Here is a 21,461-nt window from a genome sequence, read left to right on the forward strand (position 1 = left end):
AAATTCTAAGTAACGAGTAGAAAATTCTAAGTAACGAGTAGAAAATTCTAAGTAACGAGTAGAAAATTCTAAGTAACGAGTAGAATTTTCCACTCCTCTCGCAGGCCTTCGGTTTTCTCCGGCTCTTTTCGCTCAAAAAGTAGAACACATCTTTTTCCGACATGCCGTCGAAAAAAACATTGCTCCGATTTCAAGTTCTCCTTATGCGTCCGTGCGCAAGGTTTTCCAAGTCAGACCGTCAGCAGGACGTGCTTCTTTGAGCACAAAAGAAATCAGCAAAGCCACCATTACACTGACCACCAACCCAATGGCACCGTAAAGCAGGAATGAAGCCTCCGTGAAATATTTCGTAAGAAAAACGGCACACACACCGCTCAGGAAACCCCACAACGCCGCTTTGCCGCCGATGCGGGGGAAGAAAATACCCATCAGAAACAAACCGCCCAATCCGGAAGAGAGCAAACCGAGGATTTCTTGGAAGAAATCGAGCAGCGAGATGATGTCCCAAGTGGCCATAAGCAAGGCTATCAGCATACCGACAAAACCGGCAACGAGGCTGGAAGTTCGGGCGCAAAACAACAGTTTTCGGCTGTCGGCCGAGGGACGATAACGCTTATAAAAATCAATGGAAAAAGCCGTGGCCACAGAGTTGATGTTGCTCGAAATCGTGCTCATTGTGGCCGAGAAAATGGCTGCAATGAGCAACCCAGCCACACCGGCCGGGAGCTTACTCATGATGTAGAAAGGAAAGATAATGTCGTTTTTTGTCATGGTGAAATCCATCTCCGCCGGATGCGTTTTGAAATAGGTGTACAATCCTGCACCAATCACAAAAAACACGATGCTGACAAACACGCTCATCACACCATTCATCAAAATAGAACGCCGAGCTGCTTTCTCGTCTTTTGTCGTGAGATAACGTTGAATCACTGTTTGATCCGAGGTATAGGAAATCAGATTGTTGGCCATTCCACCGATGATGATTACCCAAAATGTCGCACTTTTATAAGACAAACTCCAATCAAACAAACGAAACTTATCGTCGGCCGTGGCGATCGTCCAAAATCCGCTCACGCCGCCTTCGGTGCCGACAACGAGATAGATCACGGCGAGCACCGCACCTCCGACCAAGATAAAACCCTGAACGACATCGCCCCACACCACAGCTTCAACACCTCCCATTGTGCAATAAAGAATGGTAATGACAGCCATGAGGACGATGCAAATATAGATGTCGATGCCCGTCACGGCCGTCAACGCCAATGAAGGCAAATAGAGCACGAGTGCCATGCGTGCCACCATGAAAACAATAAAAAGAGCAGAAGCCATCAGGCGAATGGTGGTGTTGAAACGCTGTTCGAGATACTCATAGGCCGACGTGACTTGCAGCCGGCGAAAGAATGGAAGATAGTAGTGGATCACGGGGAAAGAAACCAACAAGATCGTCACCAACATGGGATAGTAAGTCCAATCGGTGGCAAATGCCTTGGCCGGATAGGCCATGTAGGTAATGGCCGAGAGCATCGTCGCATAGATGCTGATTCCGGCCGCCCACCAAGGAATGCGGCCGCCTCCTTTGAAAAAGTCGTCGGCTCCGTTTTCGCGTTTCATGAAGTAGTAGCCAAGTGCCACCATACCCAACAGATAAGCCACCAAAACGACTTGATTGAGCCAACCAAATTCGGCACTCGACGACATCTTGACGGCAGTCACCGCCGTCGAGCGAATGCCGGGCTTGGATTCGCCATTGACAACAACCCACTCTCCGTTGAAAGGCACAACGGAAGCCCCGGCACGCGCCAACAAAGGAGAGGCTTCCCCTTCCGTCCAAGCATCGGTAATGGTGTTGTAGACCAAAACATGCTTTCTGAAACGATACCAATCTTCGGGGTGTTTCAAATAATCCTCTCCCCACTCTCGGCGCAACGCCTTCTCGAAGATCTCTTTATCGACTCCGCCGAAACAAATAACGAACTGGCTGCCGGAAGCCACGGCAGACGCTCCCACCAAAGCGATCTCTTTTGCCGATGAGACCATAGGAGAGGTTTTCCGCCAGCACATCTGCCTGATATCCAACACAAAGCCCATTCGACTCGTGCCGAGGGCAGCATCCTCAAAACCGCCCAAGACAAGAAACAATGCCCCCGTTGCACCATTCTGCACGACGGAAGTGGGCTGAATCAGTCCTTCGACAGGCAGAGGCGGCAGTGCCTCCCAAGTAGGATTTTTCGCCGACAGGTTCATGCGGTGGCAGGTGCGCAAGAGTTTCCCGCTGCCGTCGGTTCCGCCGGCCACATAAACGTATCCGTCGTTGCCCCAAGCGGCCGTTCCGTTGTAACGCTCTTCGGGCATCGGCGGAAGTTGCCGATAAACGCAACGCCTTTCTTTTTCCTCCCACTGCAACAAGCCCACATCGGCGTATGCCTTTCGGCCGTCAAACCCTCCGAGGCAAAGCACTCCGGATCGAGTGGTCACACAAGCACCATAGGCCAAAGGGCGAGGCAGACGGCCAGCGTTTTTCCAAGTGTTTCCGTCGAGCACGAAGATTTGGTCATAAAACACTTTTTCTCCTCCTTCGGCCGCAGAGGCATGCGGAAAATTGCATCCGCCGGCCAACACGATTTTATCCGAAAGCACTCCCGAAAAAGCACCCGACACACCTTGACCGGAACTTACTTCCAACGGAGCAACAGTTCTAAAAGACAATCTGTTATATGCATTCACTTGTTTGTTTGCTGAAACATCGTTCAAAAAAAACAAACACAACACACACAGCAAGAAGAAGGCTTTTTTCATGGTATTTTTTGAGGAAAAGGTACTGCCCGACTTCGTCGAAACAGATAAACGAACGATTTGGAAAAACAAGAAAAAGCAACGGCTCTTTCGCACACCGTGCCCTTACGGTAAGAACAGAAAAATGAGGCAGACAACTCACGATGAAAGGCAAAGGATGCCATTCTGCCTGTTGTCCGAACAGATTGCCCTCCCAAAGTCATTTCTCCCTCCCTTCGGGTCACGGAGCAATTCTCTTTGGCGGGCAATCGTTTGCAGCGAAAAACGGAAAAGGCTTATTCAAAAGACTTCATAAAGTCCACCATCTTGATGGCCGTTATGGCAAACTCCTTTCCTTTGTTCATCTTCGTTCCCGAACGTTCCAAGGCTTGCGCTTCGGTATTGACCGTGAGGACGCCGTTGATGATAGGAATTTTTCCGGTGGCATTGAGTTTTACAAGTCCTTGGGTCGTGCCTTCGCAAATATAGTCGAAATGGGGCGTATCGCCCTTGATCACGCAGCCTATGGCGATAATGGCGTCGATATAACCATGTTGGGCAAATTGAGAACAACCGTAAATCAATTCAAAACTTCCCGGCACACGCCGTACGGTAATGTTGGTTTCGGCCACCCCGTGTTGAAGAAGCGTCTTGATGGCATTGTTGAGCATTTCCTCTGTGATGTGGCTGTTCCATTCGGTCGTAATGATCCCGAAACGCATAAAAGAAGCATCGGGAATACTGTTTGAGGTGTTGTCAAGAAAATTAAAATCGGACATGTCGAAAAAAGAAAAAAGAAAAAAGAGGAATTAGGCAGCACAAGCTCTTCCAAAGATGGCTCTGTCCTAATTCCTCGTTTTATAGTTGTTGATTTATATTTCGTCTAAAAACAAACGATCACGTCGGCTTACTGCGTACGTTGAATATATTTGTCGATTTCAGCACCGACCACGGCTCCGTTTTGGTCGTTCACCATGGAATATTGGCTGGTGGGATAATCTGTTTTGATTTTGGTGTAAATTTTGTTGGCTTCCTCCTTTTTGTTTTGGCTTTCAAGGATTTCTCCGGCTTGTATGAGATACAGCGGCGATAGAGCGGGATTGTCGGCTTTGTCAGCAGCCTTTTTGAAGTAAGAAACAGCCTTATCCAACTGCTTTTCGGCAACATAAGCATTTGCCAATGCAGCAAGAGCGTTGGGCGAAATGCTGGCATCTCCTTTGGGAGAGAAAGCCTCCAAATGCTCAATGGCCTTTTTGTATTCTCCTTTGTTGAAATAAGAAAGACCTACGTAAAGATGGGCGATGTTGGCCGCATCGGTAAAAGCATAGTCAGATGCGATTTTCTCATAACCTTTGAAAGTTGCGCCATCGCCTTTGAGGGCTTTGTCCCACTCACCGGTAACGAAATACTTCTGACCGAGCGCAATTTCAGCTTGGGCTTTTTCGTTTTGGGCATTAAGATAATAAACAGCCCCCACTCCCAATGCCACAACGGCAGCAATGGCTACGGCCGAAAGGATGAGAATTTTCTTGTACTTAGCAATGAATGCTTCTGACTTGGCGATGGTTTCGTTTACGTCGAGGATTTGATTCTGTTGGCTCATGATATGTTTTATTTATATATGCAGACGATTATCACACAATGTGGCGCAAAATTACTATATTATAGGAGATTGACGAAGGAAAAACCTTTTTTTTTAACCCACGGCAGAAAAATAAGGGCTTTTTCTTCGATTTTTAATTTCACACCGCTAATTTTGCATATCAAGCAGGTATTGAAAATAAAACGACACTTCTTCGTAGACCGTTGTTTTTCTTTGACCTCATCTTTGCCTTTCGTTTTCACCATTCCGCCATTGGCGACCAGTCGTGTAGCCCGCCGCTCCTTCTGCTCGCCGGCAGACTGACGAAAAACAAGAGCAAATCCAATATCAATTCATGCTCAACGCCTACTGAACAGAAATGAACTTTACCGCATGATTTTAGAAGAGCTTTCCATTCTGAACTATAAAAACCTCGAACAAGCCGATTTGAGTTTGTCTCCAAATGTGAATTGCCTGATTGGTGCCAACGGCATGGGAAAAACCAATGTTTTGGATGCCGTGTATTTTCTCTCTTTCGGCAAGAGCGCATCTACCCAAACCGACAGCCAATGCATACGACACGAAGCGGACTTCTCGATGCTGCAAGGACGCTATCGAAATCATTCGGGAGAGGAAGAAATCATTTCTTGCGGCATCAAACGCGGACAGCGCAAAAGAATGAAACGCAACGACAAGGAATATAAACGTCTGAGCGAACATCTCGGCCTGATCCCGCTGGTCATGATTTCGCCCTCCGACAGTATGTTGATTGCAGGAGGAAGCGAGGAAAGAAGAAAATTTCTGGACATCGTCATCACGCAGACATCGACACGCTACACGGAAGCCTTGATTCGCTACAACAAAACATTGCAGCAACGAAATGCCCTCTTAAAACAAGAAAACGAAACGGACTGGTGTGTGTGTGGAGTGTTGGAAGAGATGATGGCGGCCGACGCAGAAATAATATACGCAGAGCGTCAAAACACCATACGCGACTTCTTGCCCATTTTCAAAGAGATGTATGCCCGTCTGTGTAATCGCACGGATGAAAAGGTCGATATTATTTATGAAAGCCACGGAGAACGCGGCGACTTATTATCGCTCCTGCAAAAAGGCAGAGAGAAAGAAAAGATTTTGGGCTACACGCTGTATGGCCCTCATAAAGACGACCTAAATCTGCTCATGAACGGATACAGCATTCGCAAGGAAGGCTCGCAAGGGCAGACCAAGACGTTTTTCATTGCCATGAAATTGTCGCAATTCTTATACTTAAAGATGCAAGGCAAACAGAAATTGCCCATTCTTCTGCTCGACGACATTTTCGACAAATTGGACGCAGGGAGAGTGGGACGAATCGTGGACTATGTCAGCGGGGACACCTTCGGACAGATCTTCATCACCGACACCAACCGAGAACATTTAGATCGGATTTTGGCAGCCACGACACGCAGCTACAAGCTCTTTCAAGTAGACAAGGGAAAAGTCAGCGAATTGATGATTTCCTCCCAAACGTAGGGCAAGGCCGAAACGCTTTTTGCCGACCCTTCGGGCATCGCCGAGGTGAGCCGGACGCAAAAAACACATCGTCATGAAAAGAACGAAAGAACAATCCATTCAAGACGCCTTGCAACTGTTTCTACGCAGCAGCGGACTTGAAACGCCTTTATTACAACATCGGTTGATACAGGCTTGGCCGACGGTCGTCGGAAAAGAGGCGGCCTCTCAAACCCGTGCCGAGCGAATTTACCAACAAACCCTATGGGTGAAAGTAGACTCTGCAACGCTGAGAGCGCATCTACACATGCAACGGCAGCAAATTGTTCGCAAGCTGAACGAAACGGTGAAATCGCAGCTGATCAACGATTTGAAACTCTATTGAGATCGTCGTTTGAAAAGACATCGGCCTTTTGCACAAAAACACGACATGCGGTTTCCTGCTCTTTTCGCAACAAGGAGAGCAAGTATTCGTCCGCGCGATTTCGATATATGAAAAAAAACACTACCTTTGCCTCTGCGTTTCCCCGACGCTGAACAGACTTCCGTTTCACGATCGTCTTCACACGTCCTCCTCTTGACGTACAAAGAAACGAAGCCGCAAACGAAAATATTCAAGGCCGAACTATATGAAACAATACCTGCAATTACTACAACGTGTTCTGAACGAAGGAACCGCCAAAGGCGACCGCACCGGCACCGGCACAATCTCGATTTTCGGCCATCAGATGAGATTTGATCTCGAAGCCGGTTTTCCGCTGCTCACAACCAAAAAGCTCCACTTAAAAAGCATCATCCACGAATTGCTTTGGTTTTTGAAAGGCGACACCAATGTGAAATATCTTCAAGACAACGGAGTACGCATTTGGAACGAATGGGCAGACGAAAACGGCAATTTAGGCCCCGTTTACGGCAGTCAATGGAGATCGTGGCCGGACTACAACGGCGGGCATATCGACCAAATCACGGAAGTCGTGCGGCAAATTCGCGAAACTCCCGACAGTCGTCGCCTCATTGTCAGCGCGTGGAACGTGGCAGCACTCGACCAAATGGCTCTTCCGCCCTGCCACCTGCTGTTTCAGTTCTACGTGGCCGAGGGGCGTTTGTCTTGTCAGCTCTATCAGCGTTCCGCCGACTTGTTTTTGGGAGTGCCTTTCAACATTGCCTCTTATGCCCTGCTCACCATGATGATGGCACAAGTCTGCGGGCTTCGCCCCGGAGAGTTCGTCTACACCACCGGCGACACACACCTCTACAACGACCACCTGCAACAGGCACACACTCAACTTGAACGCACGCCCTTTGCACTCCCCACGATGTTCATCAATCCGAAAATCGACAACATCTTTGATTTTCGTTACGAAGATTTCCGCATAGACAACTACATCGCCCACCCTCATATTCCGGCAAAAGTATCTGTGTAGTTGCCTCTTTTTTCCGTTTTACCCTTTCTTTTATTCCGCATGCTTACTATAATTTGTGCCTTGGCAGAAAATGGAGGAATCGGTTTTCGCAATCGGTTGCTTTATCCGCTACGCGAAGACCTGCTGCGCTTCAAGCGTTTGACCACGGGAAATACCATTATCATGGGGCGGCGCACATTTGAATCTCTCCCCAAAGGAGCATTGCCCAATCGGCGCAACATCGTGATTTCCCAAACGGTGTCCGACCCATGGGACAACACCGAAATCTACCCTTCTCTATCTGCCGCCCTCGAAGCATGCAGGGAAGAACAAGAGATTTTCGTCATCGGAGGAGCAAAGGTTTATGCCGAAGCTCTTCCCCTCGCCGATCGGCTTTGCCTCACCCACATTCACGCCACGCCGGCGGAAGCCGATACTTTTTTTCCACCGATCGATTTCAAAGAATGGGAGTGCGTTTTCAAAGAAAAACATCTTGCAGACGCTCTGAACGAACACGCTTTTACCTTTGCCGATTATCTCCGAAAATGAAAAAAATCAACTGCCTACTCTCTTTTTTCCTCTTTCTAAATTCCGTCGTGCCTGCTGTTTCCAATTCAAACGCTCGTGAACTGCGTTTCTCCGTTCTTGCCACCTCCGACGTACATGGCAACTTTTTTCCGTACGATTTCATCGAACAAAAGCCCGCGGAGGGCGGACTGAGTCGTGTGGCGACCTATGTAAAAATGCTTCGAGAAAAACAAGGCAGATTCAACGTCGTGATGCTCGACAACGGAGATCTCTTGCAAGGACAGCCTTCGGCCTACTATTATAATTACGTCAATACCCAAACTCCTCATCTTGCCGCACGGATGCTCAATCATTTGGACTATCTCTGCGCCACAATGGGAAATCACGACATCGAAATCGGGCGGCCTCACTACGATCGCTGGATGAACGATTGCGCGTTTGTCGTATTGGGAGCGAATGTCTTTGACACGGAAAAAAGCAAAAACTACCTCACCTCCTACATCATAGAAAAAGTGGGAGATATACGCATCGGCGTCATCGGACTCACTACGCCCGGCACTCCTCGTTGGCTTCCCGAAAACATCTGTAAAGGCTTGGAGTTTCGCGACCTCGTTTCGACCGCCCAACGCATCGTGCCCATCATTCGCAGAGCCGGAAAGGCAGACATCATCATTGCACTGATACATAGCGGAGTCGGCCCCGAAAACAGCCAAGAAAAGATGCTCGAAAACGCCTCCGTTCAAGTGGCAGAATTGGTGCCCGACATCGATGTCGTGTTCTGCGGACACGACCATAGAATAGCCTCTCGCACGGTTGTCAATAAACTTTCGGGGAAAAAGGTGGTTCTACTCAATCCTGCCGACAACGCTTTCCACGTCGCACAAGCGGACTTCACCTTATTGCTGGATGAAAACAAAAAGATTGCCAAGAAACAAGTGAAAGGCAGCATCATAGACGTTCGCTCTTTGACACCGGACACTGCATTCACCGAAACCTTCCGCAAAGAGTTTGAAGAAGTGAAAAACTACACCGAACGCGTCATCGGGAACAACTCCAACCTCATCGACGCCCGCACTGCGTTGTTCGGCTCTTCTGCCATTGTCGATTACATACACCAACTGCAATTATCTCTCACCGGTGCCGAAATCTCTTTTGCCGCCCCTCTGTCTTTTGACGCCGTCATACCGATCGGCGACATCAAAGTGGCCGATATGTTCAAACTGTACAAATACGAGAACAAACTTTGCGTCATGAAACTGAAAGGGTACGAAATCGTCAATTACCTCGAAGAAAGCTATGCTCGCTGGACTCGGCAGATGAACTCCCCCACCGATCACATGCTGCCCTTGCGAAGCGATGCCGAGCATTTGCCACAACGTTGGCAGCGTTTGAAGAGTTCGGCCTATAATTTCTCATCCGCGGCCGGCATCAAATACACCGTCGATCTGCGGAAACCGAAAGGGCAAAAAATACAGGTGAAATCAATGGCCGACGGCAAGCAGTTTTACCCCAACAAGACATATAGTGTCGCCATCAACTCTTATCGGGCTGCCGGAGGAGGCGATTTACTGACGCATGGTGCACACATTCCGCAAAGTGAACTCAAACAACGCATCATCCGCACGCTTCCTCATGATATTCGCCACTACATCATGGAGGACATCTCCCAACATAAGAAACTGAATGCTCTCCCTCTTTTCCATTGGCGTTTCATACCGGAAGGTTGGGCGGCAAATGCTTCGGAACGAGATGCGGAAATTCTATTCAAATAGCCCGATCAAAAAAACTGCTGATCACACTCTGTGTTTTCCCTCTTCCCTCTTGCCTCTCCCCCTCGTTTCTCTCGAAAGGCAACCCTCCAATCGTTTCTCCGATTTCATCATCGTGTCATCGCCAAGCTCTTTGACGAAGAGTTTGGCGATGACTTTATATTTTTGCAAAAGCATCTTTTGCCGTAAGTTTCAAAAAGCCTCCGTTCCCCTATTTCTCCGTGATGCGGCCGAACGCACCTTTGGGCGCATCAATAGTGTTTTTTAAGGGGGGGGATTGCCCATTATGGGGGCGTATCCGATGTTTTTTCGTAAAAACGTCGAAAACCTACACTACGCCTTACATACCCCTGAATTTCAGCAAGATGAAAGTGTAGACAGACAATATACGATCATACACTGAAAGAAGTTAAGTCCTTGAAGCACAGATAAAAAGGAATGTAGACAAATTTTCCCCAAACCTACACAGCCTACACGAGCTACTTCGGGCATCCGCACGACTTCCCGATACGGTTGTGTAGGTTGTAATGACGAATGTAGTATTTCGTTTGTATTGTCTACATTCACAACAGATTATATATCTGCAACTTACAAAGGAAATGTAGACAATGTAGACAAAAAGAAGAAAAACTCCCTGTAAGGGGGTAGAAAGTTACTTCTTTCTTACGAAGAATGGCTTCACTTCCTCTTCGCCTTGTCCCCAGATATTGCAATGCGGCGGGGCGCATCTTACCTAAGGCGTAGCGCAAACGGGGTAACGAGTAGAAATTTCCAAGCAACGAGTAGAAAATTCTATCTCTGATCTAAATTCTCAACTTCTCATTGATTTGCTTTTGGGTTGGGAAAGGCGGACGTTGGCAAAATAGACAAAGAGAAAAAACAAGGCTGTGTCAAACGTGAGGTCTGACACAGCCCGAAACTTCATTGGGTTTTGCTGTTTAGCCGAACCAACGAACGTAGCACAAATCCTGACGAGAGGTGAGGTGCTTGTTCTTGGGGTACATGCGGAAGGCGGTACGGAAAGAACCGGCCATTTCGATTGCGGTTTTCAACTCGAAGGTGTAGAGATTGCCTTCGTTCTTGATGACCTGCATGGGGAAAGTTTTGTAGATCACATCGTGCCCGGTTTCGGGATCTTGTCGGAGAACGACGAGATCGATGCCGATGGCGTCGTCGAGCCCTTGCTCATCGACAACGTGAGTGACAACAAACTCTTTGTCGCTGACGAGTGTTCCGCCATAGAAGCCTTCACCAAAATTGCTTTCTACAACTTTGATGCTGTCCCAACGACAAGCCACAGCTTCTTTCCAAGAGGCAATTTCGCGAGCGATGCGGTTGTTTTCGGCCGAGATGATCGAAAAGCGATCGCGGAGAGGATTGTAGAAACGTGTGTAGTAATCGTCGAGTTGTCGTTTCATCGTGTAGTGCGGTGCGATTTGGGCGATGGAGTTTTTGACCGTTTTCACCCAACCTTCGCTATAACCTTTTGCTCCTCGGCTGTAATAGAGAGGAATGATTTCGCTTTCGAGAAGTCCGTAGATCGTAGCCGCATCAAGTTTGTCTTGTTGTTCCTGATTGGTGTAGGTGCGCTTGTCGGTGAGTGCCCAACCGGCTCCGGGGCGATAGCCTTCGTACCACCAACCGTCGAGAACGGAGAGATTGACAACACCATTCATCAGGGCTTTCTCTCCCGAAGTGCCGGAGGCTTCGAGCGGACGTGTGGGGGTGTTCATCCAAATATCGACACCGCTGACGAGGCGACGTGCCAACTCCATGTCGTAGTTGTCAAGGAAGATGATTTTTCCGATAAATTCGGGACGCATCGAAATGTCGTGTATCTTTTTGATGAGTCCTTGTCCGGCTCCGTCTGCGGGGTGGGCTTTTCCTGCGAAAAGGAATTGAACAGGATAGTCGGGATTGTTCACAATCTTGGCCAAGCGGTCGAGATCGGAGAAGAGCAGGTGGGCGCGCTTATAGGTGGCGAAGCGACGGGCAAAACCGATGATGAGGGCATTGGGGTTAATCTTGTCGAGGAGCGACATGACGCGCGCCGGATCGCCTTGGTTGCGCAACCAGCTGTCGCGGAAACGATCGCGAATATAGTCGATGAGTTTGTTTTTGAGCGCGACACGGGTTGCCCAAACTTCTTGGTCGGGCACGTTGTAGATGTTCTCCCAAAGGCTTTGGTTGCTTTGGTCTTTGATGAATTGCTCGCCGAAATATTTTTTGTGAACAGCTTTCCACTCGCTGGCGCACCACGAAGGATAGTGTACGCCGTTGGTGACGTAGCCGACGTGGCTCTCGTGGGGATTGACGTTGTAAATTTCTTCGTATTCGTCGTGGGAGAGGATTTGGTGCTCGCGGTGGGCTTCGTCGGGCAGATAGCCCGGCCAAATGGGCTTGAACATCATTTGAGAAACCTTGCCGTGAAGCCAGCTCACGCCATTGACCTCTTGGCAGGTTTTGCACAAGAACGTAGACATGCAGAAGCGTTCGCCCTTGTCGTCGGGATTTTGGCGTCCCAAGCCCATAAATTCATCCCAAGTGATGCCAAGTTTGGCAGGATATTGACCGAGGTATTTTCCGCAAAGACCTTCGTCGAAGTAGTCGTGTCCGGCAGGCACGGGGGTGTGTACGGTGTAGAGCGAACTGGCGCGTACGAGTTCGAGAGCTTCGTCGAAATTAAGACCACTTTCGACGAAATCGACCAAGCGTTGCACATTGGCCAATGCGGCGTGTCCTTCGTTGCAGTGATATACGTCTTTGCGGATACCGAGTTTTTTGAGGGCAAGAATACCGCCGATGCCGAGCAGATACTCTTGTTTCATGCGGTTCTCCCAGTCACCTCCGTAAAGGCTGTGGGTGATGCTGCGGTCATATTCGGAGTTCATCTCGTTGTCGGTGTCGAGCAGATAGAGGGGTACTCTGCCGACATTCACGCGCCAAACGAGGGCATGAACGGTGAAAGTCGGGAAGGGAACGTCGACAACGACTTGGTTGCCTTTTTCGTCAAGGACACGCTCGATAGGCATGCGGTCGAAGTCTTGTGCTTCATAGTTGGCGATTTGCTGACCGTCCATCGAAAGGCTTTGGGTGAAGTAGCCGAAGCGATAGAGAAAGCCGACGGCGCACATGTCTACATTGGAGTCGGAGGCTTCTTTGACATAGTCGCCGGCCAATACTCCAAGACCTCCGGAGTAGATCTTGACGTTGTGGTTCATGCCATACTCCATGCAGAGGTAGGCCACGGAGGCGCGTTTGGGATCGGGCTTTTCGTCCATATAGGCTCGGAAGAGCTTATACACCTTTTCGACACGGGCGGAAATCTCTGCGTCGGCACTCATCTCTTTGAGACGGGCGTAGGGGATGCGGTTGAGCAGTTCGACGGGATTTTGGTCTACTTCTTCCCACAATTTGGCATCGAGGCTTTTGAACAAGTCGAGTGCTTCTTGGTTCCAGCAGAACCAAAGGTTGTGGGCTATCTCTTCAAGGGGTTTCAGTGCATTGGGAATGTGACTTTTAACGGTCACGGTTTTCCAAGTGGGGTGATTGGAATTGGTGATTTTCACGTTCATGATATGATGCTGATAATTATTTTTTGTGAGATTGATTGAGGGCGAAATCGTAGGCTTGATAATAGTAGGTCACGAAATGTTTCCATTGTGCTTTGTCTGCAAATTTGGCTGCATTGCGACGCATCTTGTCGCGTTCGGCCTTGTTGGCATTCAGATATTCGACCACGCAGTGACACATTTCTTCGGCACATTCGTGATAGTTTCGATCATCGCGGTGTAACACACGCACACCGTCGGTCAGATTGCCGGATTTGCCCAACACGCTGTTCACCCATTGTCCGAAACCGCTCAGGTCGGTCGTGACGCAAGGGGTTTTGAAAGCTACACTTTCGAGAGGGGTGTAGCCCCAAGGTTCGTAGTAGGAGGGATATAGGGTGAGGTCGTTGGCGGCGAGAAGATCGTAGTAGTGCATATCGAATATTCCGTCGTGACCGTCGAGATAGCACGGAATGAGTATGACTTTCACGTTGTTGTCGGCGCGATTGTCCAACCCCAAATCTTTCATCAAGCAAAGAATTCTGTCTTCGTTGAGGTTATAGAGATCATGGCTGATCATCGGCGTCGGAAGAGCACCGTCGAAACGGCTTTCTTTGGCTCCCGGAGATTGAAGACGCTCTTGCAGATCGGGACGTGCACCGTAGACCCAACAGGGAACTTCGATGAGAGAAAGCACTTTTTGGGAGCCGCCGCGCAATTCTTCGTTGAGCAGGCGCATGGATTCCAAATAGACGTCGAAACCTTTGCATCGGAAATCGTTGCGCCCGGAGGTGGAGATGATGAGAGTTTCTTCATTCAAGGCTTCTCCGATGAGTGCTCCGGCGACTTTTAGCAGAAGTTTTCGAGCGGTTTTTCGTTTGGCGGTGAATGCAGAACCTTTGGGTACGAAATCGAGTTCAAAACCATTGGGGAGCACCACGTCGGCCGCTTTATCGAGGAGTTGCCGACATTCTCGGTCGGTGAAATCGGACACGGTGGTAAAACAGTCTGCCCGATGAGCACTTTGTTTTTCGATGCTGTGCTTGGCTTCCATGTTCAACTCGGCAGCCATTTGGTCGCCGTTGTAGCCGTCGAAATATTCGTAGAGTTGCTTGTTGTTGCCGGCAATGGAGCGGCCGATGCTTGTGGCGTGGGTCGTGAAGATCGTGCGCACGTTGGGACAGGCATGTTGCAAAAACAGCATGCCCAAACCGGACATCCATTCGTGTGCCTGATAGATGATATTTTGTTGTTGAAGAAATTCGCTCACAACGATTTCGACAAAACGACCGGCAGCATAAGAAAACATAGAGGCCTCATCGTAGTCTCCGTAAGCGTGGAGAGAATCGACTTGGAAAAGCTCCCAAGCCTGAGCGTAAATTTGGTCTTTGGCTTCAAAAAAAGGTTGGAAGTCGACCAATACCGCTACGGGGGTTCCCGGTATGTTCCAACGTCCTATACGGACTTTCAAACCTTGTTGCAGAGCGGCCTTTCGCCAGTTGGCATACAATCGCTTGTTTTCCGTGAAAAGCTCGTTGTCTGTTTTGTCGAGCAGATCGGGGCCGATAAATATCAATTGGTCTTCAAACTGCTCTTTGAGGGTTTTGGCTCGTGTCGAAAGAACAGTGTAAATTCCTCCGACTTTATTACAGACTTCCCAACTCGTTTCAAATATGACATTGGGAAGTTTCTTTTGATTCGGCATGTTTTATTTATATTCTTGTTATCACTGCAAAAATAGTAAATAAAAGGAGAACTTCATAAATTTTCTATCCTTAAAACAAAAACGGCAACAGCTTCCATCGCATTTTGCCATACCAATAGATCATTGAAAAGCACTCTTTTATCAATTTCAAGCGACAAAAAACGTGCAGCAGGCAAATGGCCTGTGCACGATATGAGTGATTGAAGCGGATTTATTATAAGGTACTTGAAGCGCAGTGGAGATAACATTTAATGTTCTACACAATAAATCTTTCGCAAAACAATGGTGGTTGTCCCAAAAGGGAAAGCCGTTCAATACCGCAAAATTTGTCCGGGTTTTAGTTTGGAGTTTTTCCGAATGCCGTTCAAGCGACAAAGATTGTCGACCGAAACTCCAATTTTTCCGGCAATGTTACTGAGATTGTCGCCTCGTTTCACCTGATAGAACTTTCCGGCCGGAGTGGCATCTTCGTTTTGGTGTGCGGTAGCGTGTCCGCCTTGTAGGAATTCGTCACGTTTTGAGGTAGAGGTGGAGGCATGAGCCAACACGCCACGATTGCAGTCGCTGTTTCTGAACACAAAGAAATCTCCGGTGACGTCTTGATTGACAAAGTCGAACATCAATTCCGGATTGATGGCGATGCCCAAAAAACGAGTTTCAAAGTGAAGGTGCGAACCGAAAGAGCGTCCGGTGTTTCCTCCCAGACCGATCACATCTCCGGCTTTTACTTCCTCTCCGGCTTTCACCAACTGCTTGGATAAATGGCCGTAAATGGTTTCAAGTCCGTTGGGGTGGCGAATCACCACATAGTATCCGTAGCCGGCAGCTTCGTAGTCTACGATACGCACCTTTCCGTCGAAAGCAGAAACGATGGTGTCGCCGGTATAGACTTTAATGTCCAAGCCTTTGTGCATTCTGCGAAAAGATTGGCGATAGCCGAATCTTGATGTGATCAAACGGCTCGGCGTAGGCATTTTGAACCCTCTCAGGTCAATGTTGAACGTTTCGGGGATCTCGGCGTCGTTATAGCAATGCACCTTCGAGGTGTTCCACGAAGGATAAATCTCGTTGAGTTCGAGTTTTTTCTTCAATACTTTTTTTATGACACGATTGATCGCCAACGAGTCCACCGATTTCATTCTTCGATCAATGGGGGCTTGGCGTGCGATTAAATCTTGCCCGAAAACAGCGGTAGAGAACCCTAAAAACAGAAAAATTGATAAAATATATTTGGGAGAGAAGGCTTTCATGGGGTAATGTAGGTTTTCGGTTGCAAAAATAATATTTTTTTGTACTAACGGCAAATTTATGAGCACTTGTTTCCATAAAAAACATAAAAAACCTTTGTTCCTATTTGCATTTCGATGCACGCCTTTCGCCCACGCGTCGTTTTTCCGCGTTTTCTTCGTAAATTTGCACGCAAATATACAAAAAGAATGATTTCAGTAGAACAGCTTAAAGTGGAGTTTTCGGCGACTCCTCTTTTTTCCGATGTAAGTTTTGTGATCAATCGTCGGGAGCGTATGGCATTGGTCGGCAAAAACGGAGCCGGAAAAAGCACCATGCTCAAAATACTCGCAGGATTGCAGTTGCCAACAGACGGACGCGTCGCTCGGCAGCGTGATGTGAGTGTGGGCTATTTGCCGCAAGTGATGAAACTGAGCGACGACACCACTGTCATGGCCGAAGTGGAAAAGGCTTTCGGCCACATCCACGAACTTCGTGCTTTGGTGCAACGCCTCAACGACGAACTGTCCGAACGCGACGACTACGACTCTGCCGACTATATGGAATTGGTGGAGGCTTTCAGTCGTGAAAACGAACGTCTGCAAATGTTGGGCGCACAAAATTATCATGCCGAAATCGAGCGCACGCTTTGCGGTTTGGGCTTTTTGCGCTCCGACTTTGAGCGTTCCACCTGTGAATTTTCGGGTGGATGGCGCATGCGCATAGAACTCGCCAAACTTCTTTTGTCGCACCACGATGTGCTATTGCTTGACGAGCCCACCAATCATCTTGACATCGAAAGCATCAGGTGGTTGGAGCAGTTTTTAGGCAAAAGCAGCAGCGCGGTGATTCTTGTCAGTCACGACCGTGCTTTCATCAACAACGTGACTTCGCGAACGCTCGAAATTTCTTGCGGAAAGGTGGTGGACTACAAAGTGAAATATGACGAATATGTACGTCTGCGAGCCGAACGTCGCGAAAGTCAGCTGCGAGCTTATGAAAATCAACAAAAGGAAATTGCCGAGATAAAGGACTTTATCGAACGCTTTCGCTACAAACCCACGAAAGCCGTTCAGGTGCAAAGCCGCATCAAACAACTCGAAAAGATCGTTCCCATTGCCATTGATGAGATCGATCGTTCGCAGCTGCATTTGAAGTTCCCTCCTTGCTCCCGTTCGGGCGACTATCCCGTGATTTGCGAATCCGTTGGCAAGAGCTATGGCTCTCACAATGTGTTTTCCGATGTAGATTTGACGATCAAACGCGGTGAAAAAGTAGCTTTCGTCGGACGCAACGGTGAGGGGAAATCAACGCTTGTCAAGTGTATCATGCAGGAAATCGATCACGCCGGAACGCTTCGCCTCGGTCATAATGTCGAGGTGGGCTACTATGCACAAAACCAAGCTCAGTTGCTTGACGACGAACTCACGGTGTTCGACACGATCGATCGTGTAGCCAAGGGGGACATCCGTCTTAAAATTCGCGACATCCTCGGTGCTTTCATGTTTGGAGGAGAGGCCTCCGAGAAAAAAGTGAAAGTGTTGTCGGGCGGTGAACGCAGCCGTCTGGCCATGATCAAACTGTTGCTCGAACCGGTCAATTTTCTCATTCTCGACGAACCGACCAACCATTTGGATCTTCGCACCAAAGACGTGTTGAAAGAAGCCATTCTATCCTTTGAAGGAACGGTGATCGTTGTGAGCCACGATCGTGAATTTCTCGACGGATTGGTCACGAAGGTCTACGAATTCGGAGGAGGAAAAGTGCGTGAGTGGATCGGAGGGATCTACGATTTTTTGCAGAAAAAAGACATTGAGAGTCTCGATACGCTTTCAACCTCACTCGACAACGGAGGAACTTCGCCGAGTGCCTCTCTCTCGCCAGCCAAGTCTGCGCCAACCACCCTTTCGGAAGGCGCCATGAATTATGCCGAACAAAAAGAACAGGCCAAACTTCGGCGAAAGCTCGAACAGACTGTACGTAAGGCCGAAGAGCGAGTGGAGCATCTCGAAAGTGAAATGGCCGATTTGGAGGCCGAAATGGCGACTCCCGAGGGGGCAGGAAACGCACAGCTCTTTACGCGACACGGCGAACTTCGGAAACAGCTTGAAATCGCCGAAGAAGATTGGGCGGCAGCCGTCGAGGCTCTCGGCTGATATGCCCGTCGAGGCTTCTTCTCTCATCGAAAACCTCTCTCCCAATATGCTCTATCTCAACTCCGCCGTCGCCGCTTTCGACACCTTACGTTCCGAGGGGCTTCCTCTCACTGTCGGACACGCTCCGCATGCCAAAAACGTATTGTTGCTCAACATCATGCCGCTGAAATGTGTCACCGAAGAAGATTTGTGTCGCATGTTGGCGGCTTCGGGCATTGACATCAATCTCACGTTGATCAAAATTCCGGGACAGACCTATAAAACTACGTCTCAGGAATATGTCGATACACACTATGTGGATTTCGACGAAAACATGATGCAACGCTTTACGGACGGCCTGATCATCACCGGTGCACCGCTCGAAAACATGGATTTTGAGGCCGTGAATTATTGGCCGCAGCTTTGTGCCCTCATGGAGTGGAGCAAAACGCACAGCACCTCAACCCTCAATATTTGTTGGGCTGCGCAAGCCGCTCTCTATTATCATTACGGCGTTCGGAAACATCCTCTTGCCGACAAGATGTTCGGCATTTTTCCTCAAACGGTCTTTCTCTCCCGGCATCCGCTCATGCAAGATTTGGGGAACACGTTTCCCATGCCCCACAGCCGTCACACCGAGGTGCGGTCTTCCGAACTTCCGAAAGACGTGGCCATTCTTGCCGGCGGCGGAAAGACGGGATTGGGACTTCTTGCCGACGACGAACGCCGGCAGGTCTTTGCCGTCGGCCACCTTGAATACGAACCCTTCACACTCGACAAAGAATATCGGCGCGACTTATCGAAAGGCCTGCCCATTCTGCCTCCCGAAAACTATTATATCAACAACCTACCCGATCACGGCGTGAATTTCTCTTGGAGAGAAGCGGCTCTCACCTTCTATCGAAATTGGGCGAAGAGCCTGTGATGTCGGCATCCATTGCCCATAGACGATAACAATGCCGGCGAAGACTGCCCTCACCACCCTCTTGTTTCTAAAAACAATCCGCCCGATATTCGGTTCATACCCCATTCCCCCTATTCAACCACCAAACCCTCAAACCTCCTTTTTATGATTTCTGTTGATGGCCTCACCGTCGAATTTGGCGGAACGACCCTTTTCAAAGATATTTCTTTTCAGATCAACGAAAAAGACCGCATCGCCCTAATGGGCAAAAACGGAGCGGGAAAAAGCACACTCCTCAAAATCCTTGCCGGCGTTCGTCAGCCGACACGAGGCAAAGTTTCTGCTCCCAAAGACACTGTCGTGGCCTATTTGCCACAACACCTCATGACCGAAGACGGCCGCACCGTTTTTGAAGAAGCCTGTTTGCCCTTTGCTCATCTCAAAGAGTTGGAACAAGAGATCGAAGTCATGAATCAAGAACTCATGACACGCACCGACTACGAGAGCGAGGAGTACATGGCACTTATCGAAAAAGTCGCCTCGGTCAGCGAAAAGTTTTATGCCATCGACCTCACCCATTTTGAAGAAGATGTCGAGAAAATGCTGCTCGGCCTCGGTTTCGAACGCACCGATTTCTCGCGCCCCACTTCCGAGTTTTCGGGCGGTTGGCGCATGCGCATCGAGTTGGCCAAGTTGCTGCTCCAAAATCCCGACGTACTGTTGCTCGACGAACCTACCAATCACCTCGACATCGAGAGTATCGGTTGGCTCGAAGAGTTTATCATGACCTCCGGCAAGGCCGTCGTCGTCATCAGTCACGACCGCAAATTTGTGGACAACATCACCACACGCACCATAGAGATCACCATGGGGCGTATCTACGACTACAAAGCCTCCTACACACAATATCTGCAACTTCGCAAAGAACGCAGGGAGCAACAGCAAAAGCAATATGACGATCAACAGAAGATGATTGCCGAAACCAAACTCTACATCGAGCGTTTCAAAGGCACCTACTCCAAAACCAATCAAGTGCAGAGCCGCGTGCGTATGCTCGAAAAGTTGGAACTCATCGAAGTAGACGAAGAAGACACCTCTCGTTTACGCCTCAAATTTCCGCCTGCCCCTCGTAGTGGAAACTATCCCGTCACGATGGACGGCGTGGGCAAATCGTTTGGCGACAAGGTCATCTTCCGCAATGCCTCGCTCATGGTCGAGCGTGGCGACAAAGTCGCCTTTGTCGGTCGAAACGGAGAAGGCAAGTCTACCCTTGTAAAGTGTATCATGGGGCAGCTTGCACACGAAGGAACACTCACGCTCGGCCACAATGTTCAGGTGGGCTATTTTGCACAAAATCAAGCCTCTTTGCTCGACGGCGAACGCACCGTTTTTGAAACCATCGACGAAGTGGCCAAAGGCGACATTCGTCTTAAAATTCGCGATCTTCTCGGAGCTTTTATGTTTGGTGGCGAAGAAAGTACCAAAAAGGTGAAAGTCTTGTCGGGAGGCGAGCGCACCCGTCTTGCCATTCTCAAAATGCTTCTCGAACCCTTCAATCTCCTCATTCTCGACGAGCCTACCAATCACCTTGATCTCCGCACGAAAGATGTGCTCAAACAAGCCCTGCAAGATTTCGACGGCACACTTATCGTCGTCAGTCACGATCGTGATTTTCTGGATGGGCTTGTCACCAAAGTTTACGAATTTGGGCATTGCCGGGTGCGCGAACATCTTTGCGGCATCTATGAGTTTTTGGAACACAAACGCATGGAAAGCCTTCAAGAATTGGAACGCAAATGAGGCCTCAGCGAACTCCTCCACACACACAATAAAACAAACAATCAACATAACAATCAAGCCCCAAATACGTCATTAACGACAAGAAGACGCAAAGAAACAAGATAAACCGACGCCTTGGAGAGCGGCTGCAACGCCACGTGATCGACGCACAAGAAAAAGCCATCGTGCAGACTTTTCAGACAACATCAAAAGCCTAAGTCACCAAAAGCGACGACCAAGTAGGAACCGGTGAAATTTAGGTCAATGACAGATTATTCTACTCGTTGCTTGGGAATTTCTACTCGTTGCTTAGGATTTTCTACTCGTTACCCCGTTTATTCTACCCCTTTGGTAAGCTGCGTTCCGACGCATGAAAGTATATCCGGAAAAACCAAAGAGGAGCAGAAACAATTCTTTGTGAAAAAAGCAACTTTCAGCCCCCCTTACAGGGAGTTTATCTTCTTTTTGTCTACATTGTCTACACTTCCTCTTTTAAGTCACAGATATATAGATTATTGCGAATGTAGACAAAGCGGAAAATTACCTACATTCGTCGCAACAACCTACACGCGACATCGGGAAGGCTTGCCAAGGCTCGACAGCGGCAGTGTA

At 48.8% G+C, this 21,461-nt stretch carries 14 protein-coding genes; 8 read left to right on the forward strand and 6 right to left on the reverse strand.

All coding sequences use genetic code 11. From position 1 onward, the window contains the following. Positions 1 to 201 precede the first annotated feature (201 nt). From EII14_RS06285 to EII14_RS06295, 3 genes are all read right to left on the reverse strand, one after another. A complete protein-coding gene (locus tag EII14_RS06285) occupies positions 202 to 2,706 on the reverse strand; it encodes a sodium/solute symporter (protein WP_233569395.1) in 2,505 nt (834 codons plus the stop codon). 362 nt (positions 2,707 to 3,068) lie between these two features. Then, the gene (gene ribH / locus EII14_RS06290) at positions 3,069 to 3,551 is read right to left on the reverse strand and encodes a 6,7-dimethyl-8-ribityllumazine synthase (RefSeq protein WP_124931699.1); all 483 of its coding nucleotides are present in this window, start codon (positions 3,549 to 3,551) and stop codon (positions 3,069 to 3,071) included. Positions 3,552 to 3,679: 128 nt separating this feature from the next. Continuing rightward, a complete protein-coding gene (locus EII14_RS06295; protein ID WP_124931700.1) occupies positions 3,680 to 4,375 on the reverse strand; it encodes a tetratricopeptide repeat protein in 696 nt (231 codons plus the stop codon). A gap of 372 nt (positions 4,376 to 4,747) precedes the next feature. Between EII14_RS06295 and EII14_RS06300 the strand changes: the two genes are divergently transcribed. From EII14_RS06300 to EII14_RS06320, 5 genes are all read left to right on the forward strand, one after another. Beyond that, complete coding sequence (locus EII14_RS06300; protein ID WP_124931701.1) at positions 4,748 to 5,869, forward strand: DNA replication/repair protein RecF; 1,122 nt, start codon at positions 4,748 to 4,750, stop codon at positions 5,867 to 5,869. A gap of 73 nt (positions 5,870 to 5,942) precedes the next feature. Next, the gene (locus EII14_RS06305; protein ID WP_124931702.1) at positions 5,943 to 6,233 is read left to right on the forward strand and encodes a DciA family protein; all 291 of its coding nucleotides are present in this window, start codon (positions 5,943 to 5,945) and stop codon (positions 6,231 to 6,233) included. A gap of 244 nt (positions 6,234 to 6,477) precedes the next feature. Then, entirely contained in the window at positions 6,478 to 7,272 is a 795-nt protein-coding gene (locus EII14_RS06310; protein ID WP_124931703.1) for a thymidylate synthase, read from the forward strand. 39 nt (positions 7,273 to 7,311) lie between these two features. Next, complete coding sequence (locus EII14_RS06315) at positions 7,312 to 7,800, forward strand: dihydrofolate reductase (protein ID WP_124931704.1); 489 nt, start codon at positions 7,312 to 7,314, stop codon at positions 7,798 to 7,800. Next, positions 7,797 to 9,551 carry a bifunctional UDP-sugar hydrolase/5'-nucleotidase gene (locus EII14_RS06320; protein WP_124931705.1) on the forward strand — a complete coding sequence of 585 codons (1,755 nt, stop codon included), beginning with the start codon at positions 7,797 to 7,799 and terminating at the stop codon, positions 9,549 to 9,551. Before EII14_RS06315 ends, EII14_RS06320 begins: the two co-directional genes overlap by 4 nt. 935 nt (positions 9,552 to 10,486) lie before the next feature. On the opposite strand, the gene glgP is transcribed toward EII14_RS06320, so the two are convergent. From glgP to EII14_RS06335, 3 genes are all read right to left on the reverse strand, one after another. Next, entirely contained in the window at positions 10,487 to 13,123 is a 2,637-nt protein-coding gene (gene glgP, locus EII14_RS06325; RefSeq protein WP_124931706.1) for an alpha-glucan family phosphorylase, read from the reverse strand. Between the two features lie 16 nt (positions 13,124 to 13,139). Then, complete coding sequence (locus EII14_RS06330) at positions 13,140 to 14,804, reverse strand: glycosyltransferase (protein WP_124931707.1); 1,665 nt, start codon at positions 14,802 to 14,804, stop codon at positions 13,140 to 13,142. 311 nt (positions 14,805 to 15,115) lie between these two features. Then, entirely contained in the window at positions 15,116 to 16,054 is a 939-nt protein-coding gene (locus EII14_RS06335) for a M23 family metallopeptidase (protein ID WP_124931708.1), read from the reverse strand. 186 nt (positions 16,055 to 16,240) lie between these two features. Here EII14_RS06335 and EII14_RS06340 point away from each other — a divergent pair, with 186 nt between their 5' ends. The 3 genes from EII14_RS06340 (at position 16,241) to EII14_RS06350 (ending at position 20,870) form a co-directional block, all read left to right on the forward strand. Further along, complete coding sequence (locus EII14_RS06340; RefSeq protein ID WP_124931709.1) at positions 16,241 to 18,187, forward strand: ABC-F family ATP-binding cassette domain-containing protein; 1,947 nt, start codon at positions 16,241 to 16,243, stop codon at positions 18,185 to 18,187. Continuing rightward, positions 18,138 to 19,091, forward strand: a complete 954-nt coding sequence (locus EII14_RS06345) for a homoserine O-succinyltransferase (RefSeq protein ID WP_124931710.1) — start codon at positions 18,138 to 18,140, stop codon at positions 19,089 to 19,091. Before EII14_RS06340 ends, EII14_RS06345 begins: the two co-directional genes overlap by 50 nt. A gap of 144 nt (positions 19,092 to 19,235) precedes the next feature. Next, positions 19,236 to 20,870, forward strand: a complete 1,635-nt coding sequence (locus tag EII14_RS06350) for an ABC-F family ATP-binding cassette domain-containing protein (RefSeq protein ID WP_124931711.1) — start codon at positions 19,236 to 19,238, stop codon at positions 20,868 to 20,870. The last annotated feature ends 591 nt before the right edge of the window (positions 20,871 to 21,461 follow it).

This window comes from Alloprevotella sp. OH1205_COT-284, from assembly GCF_003859795.1.
Taxonomy (GTDB): domain Bacteria; phylum Bacteroidota; class Bacteroidia; order Bacteroidales; family Bacteroidaceae; genus Alloprevotella.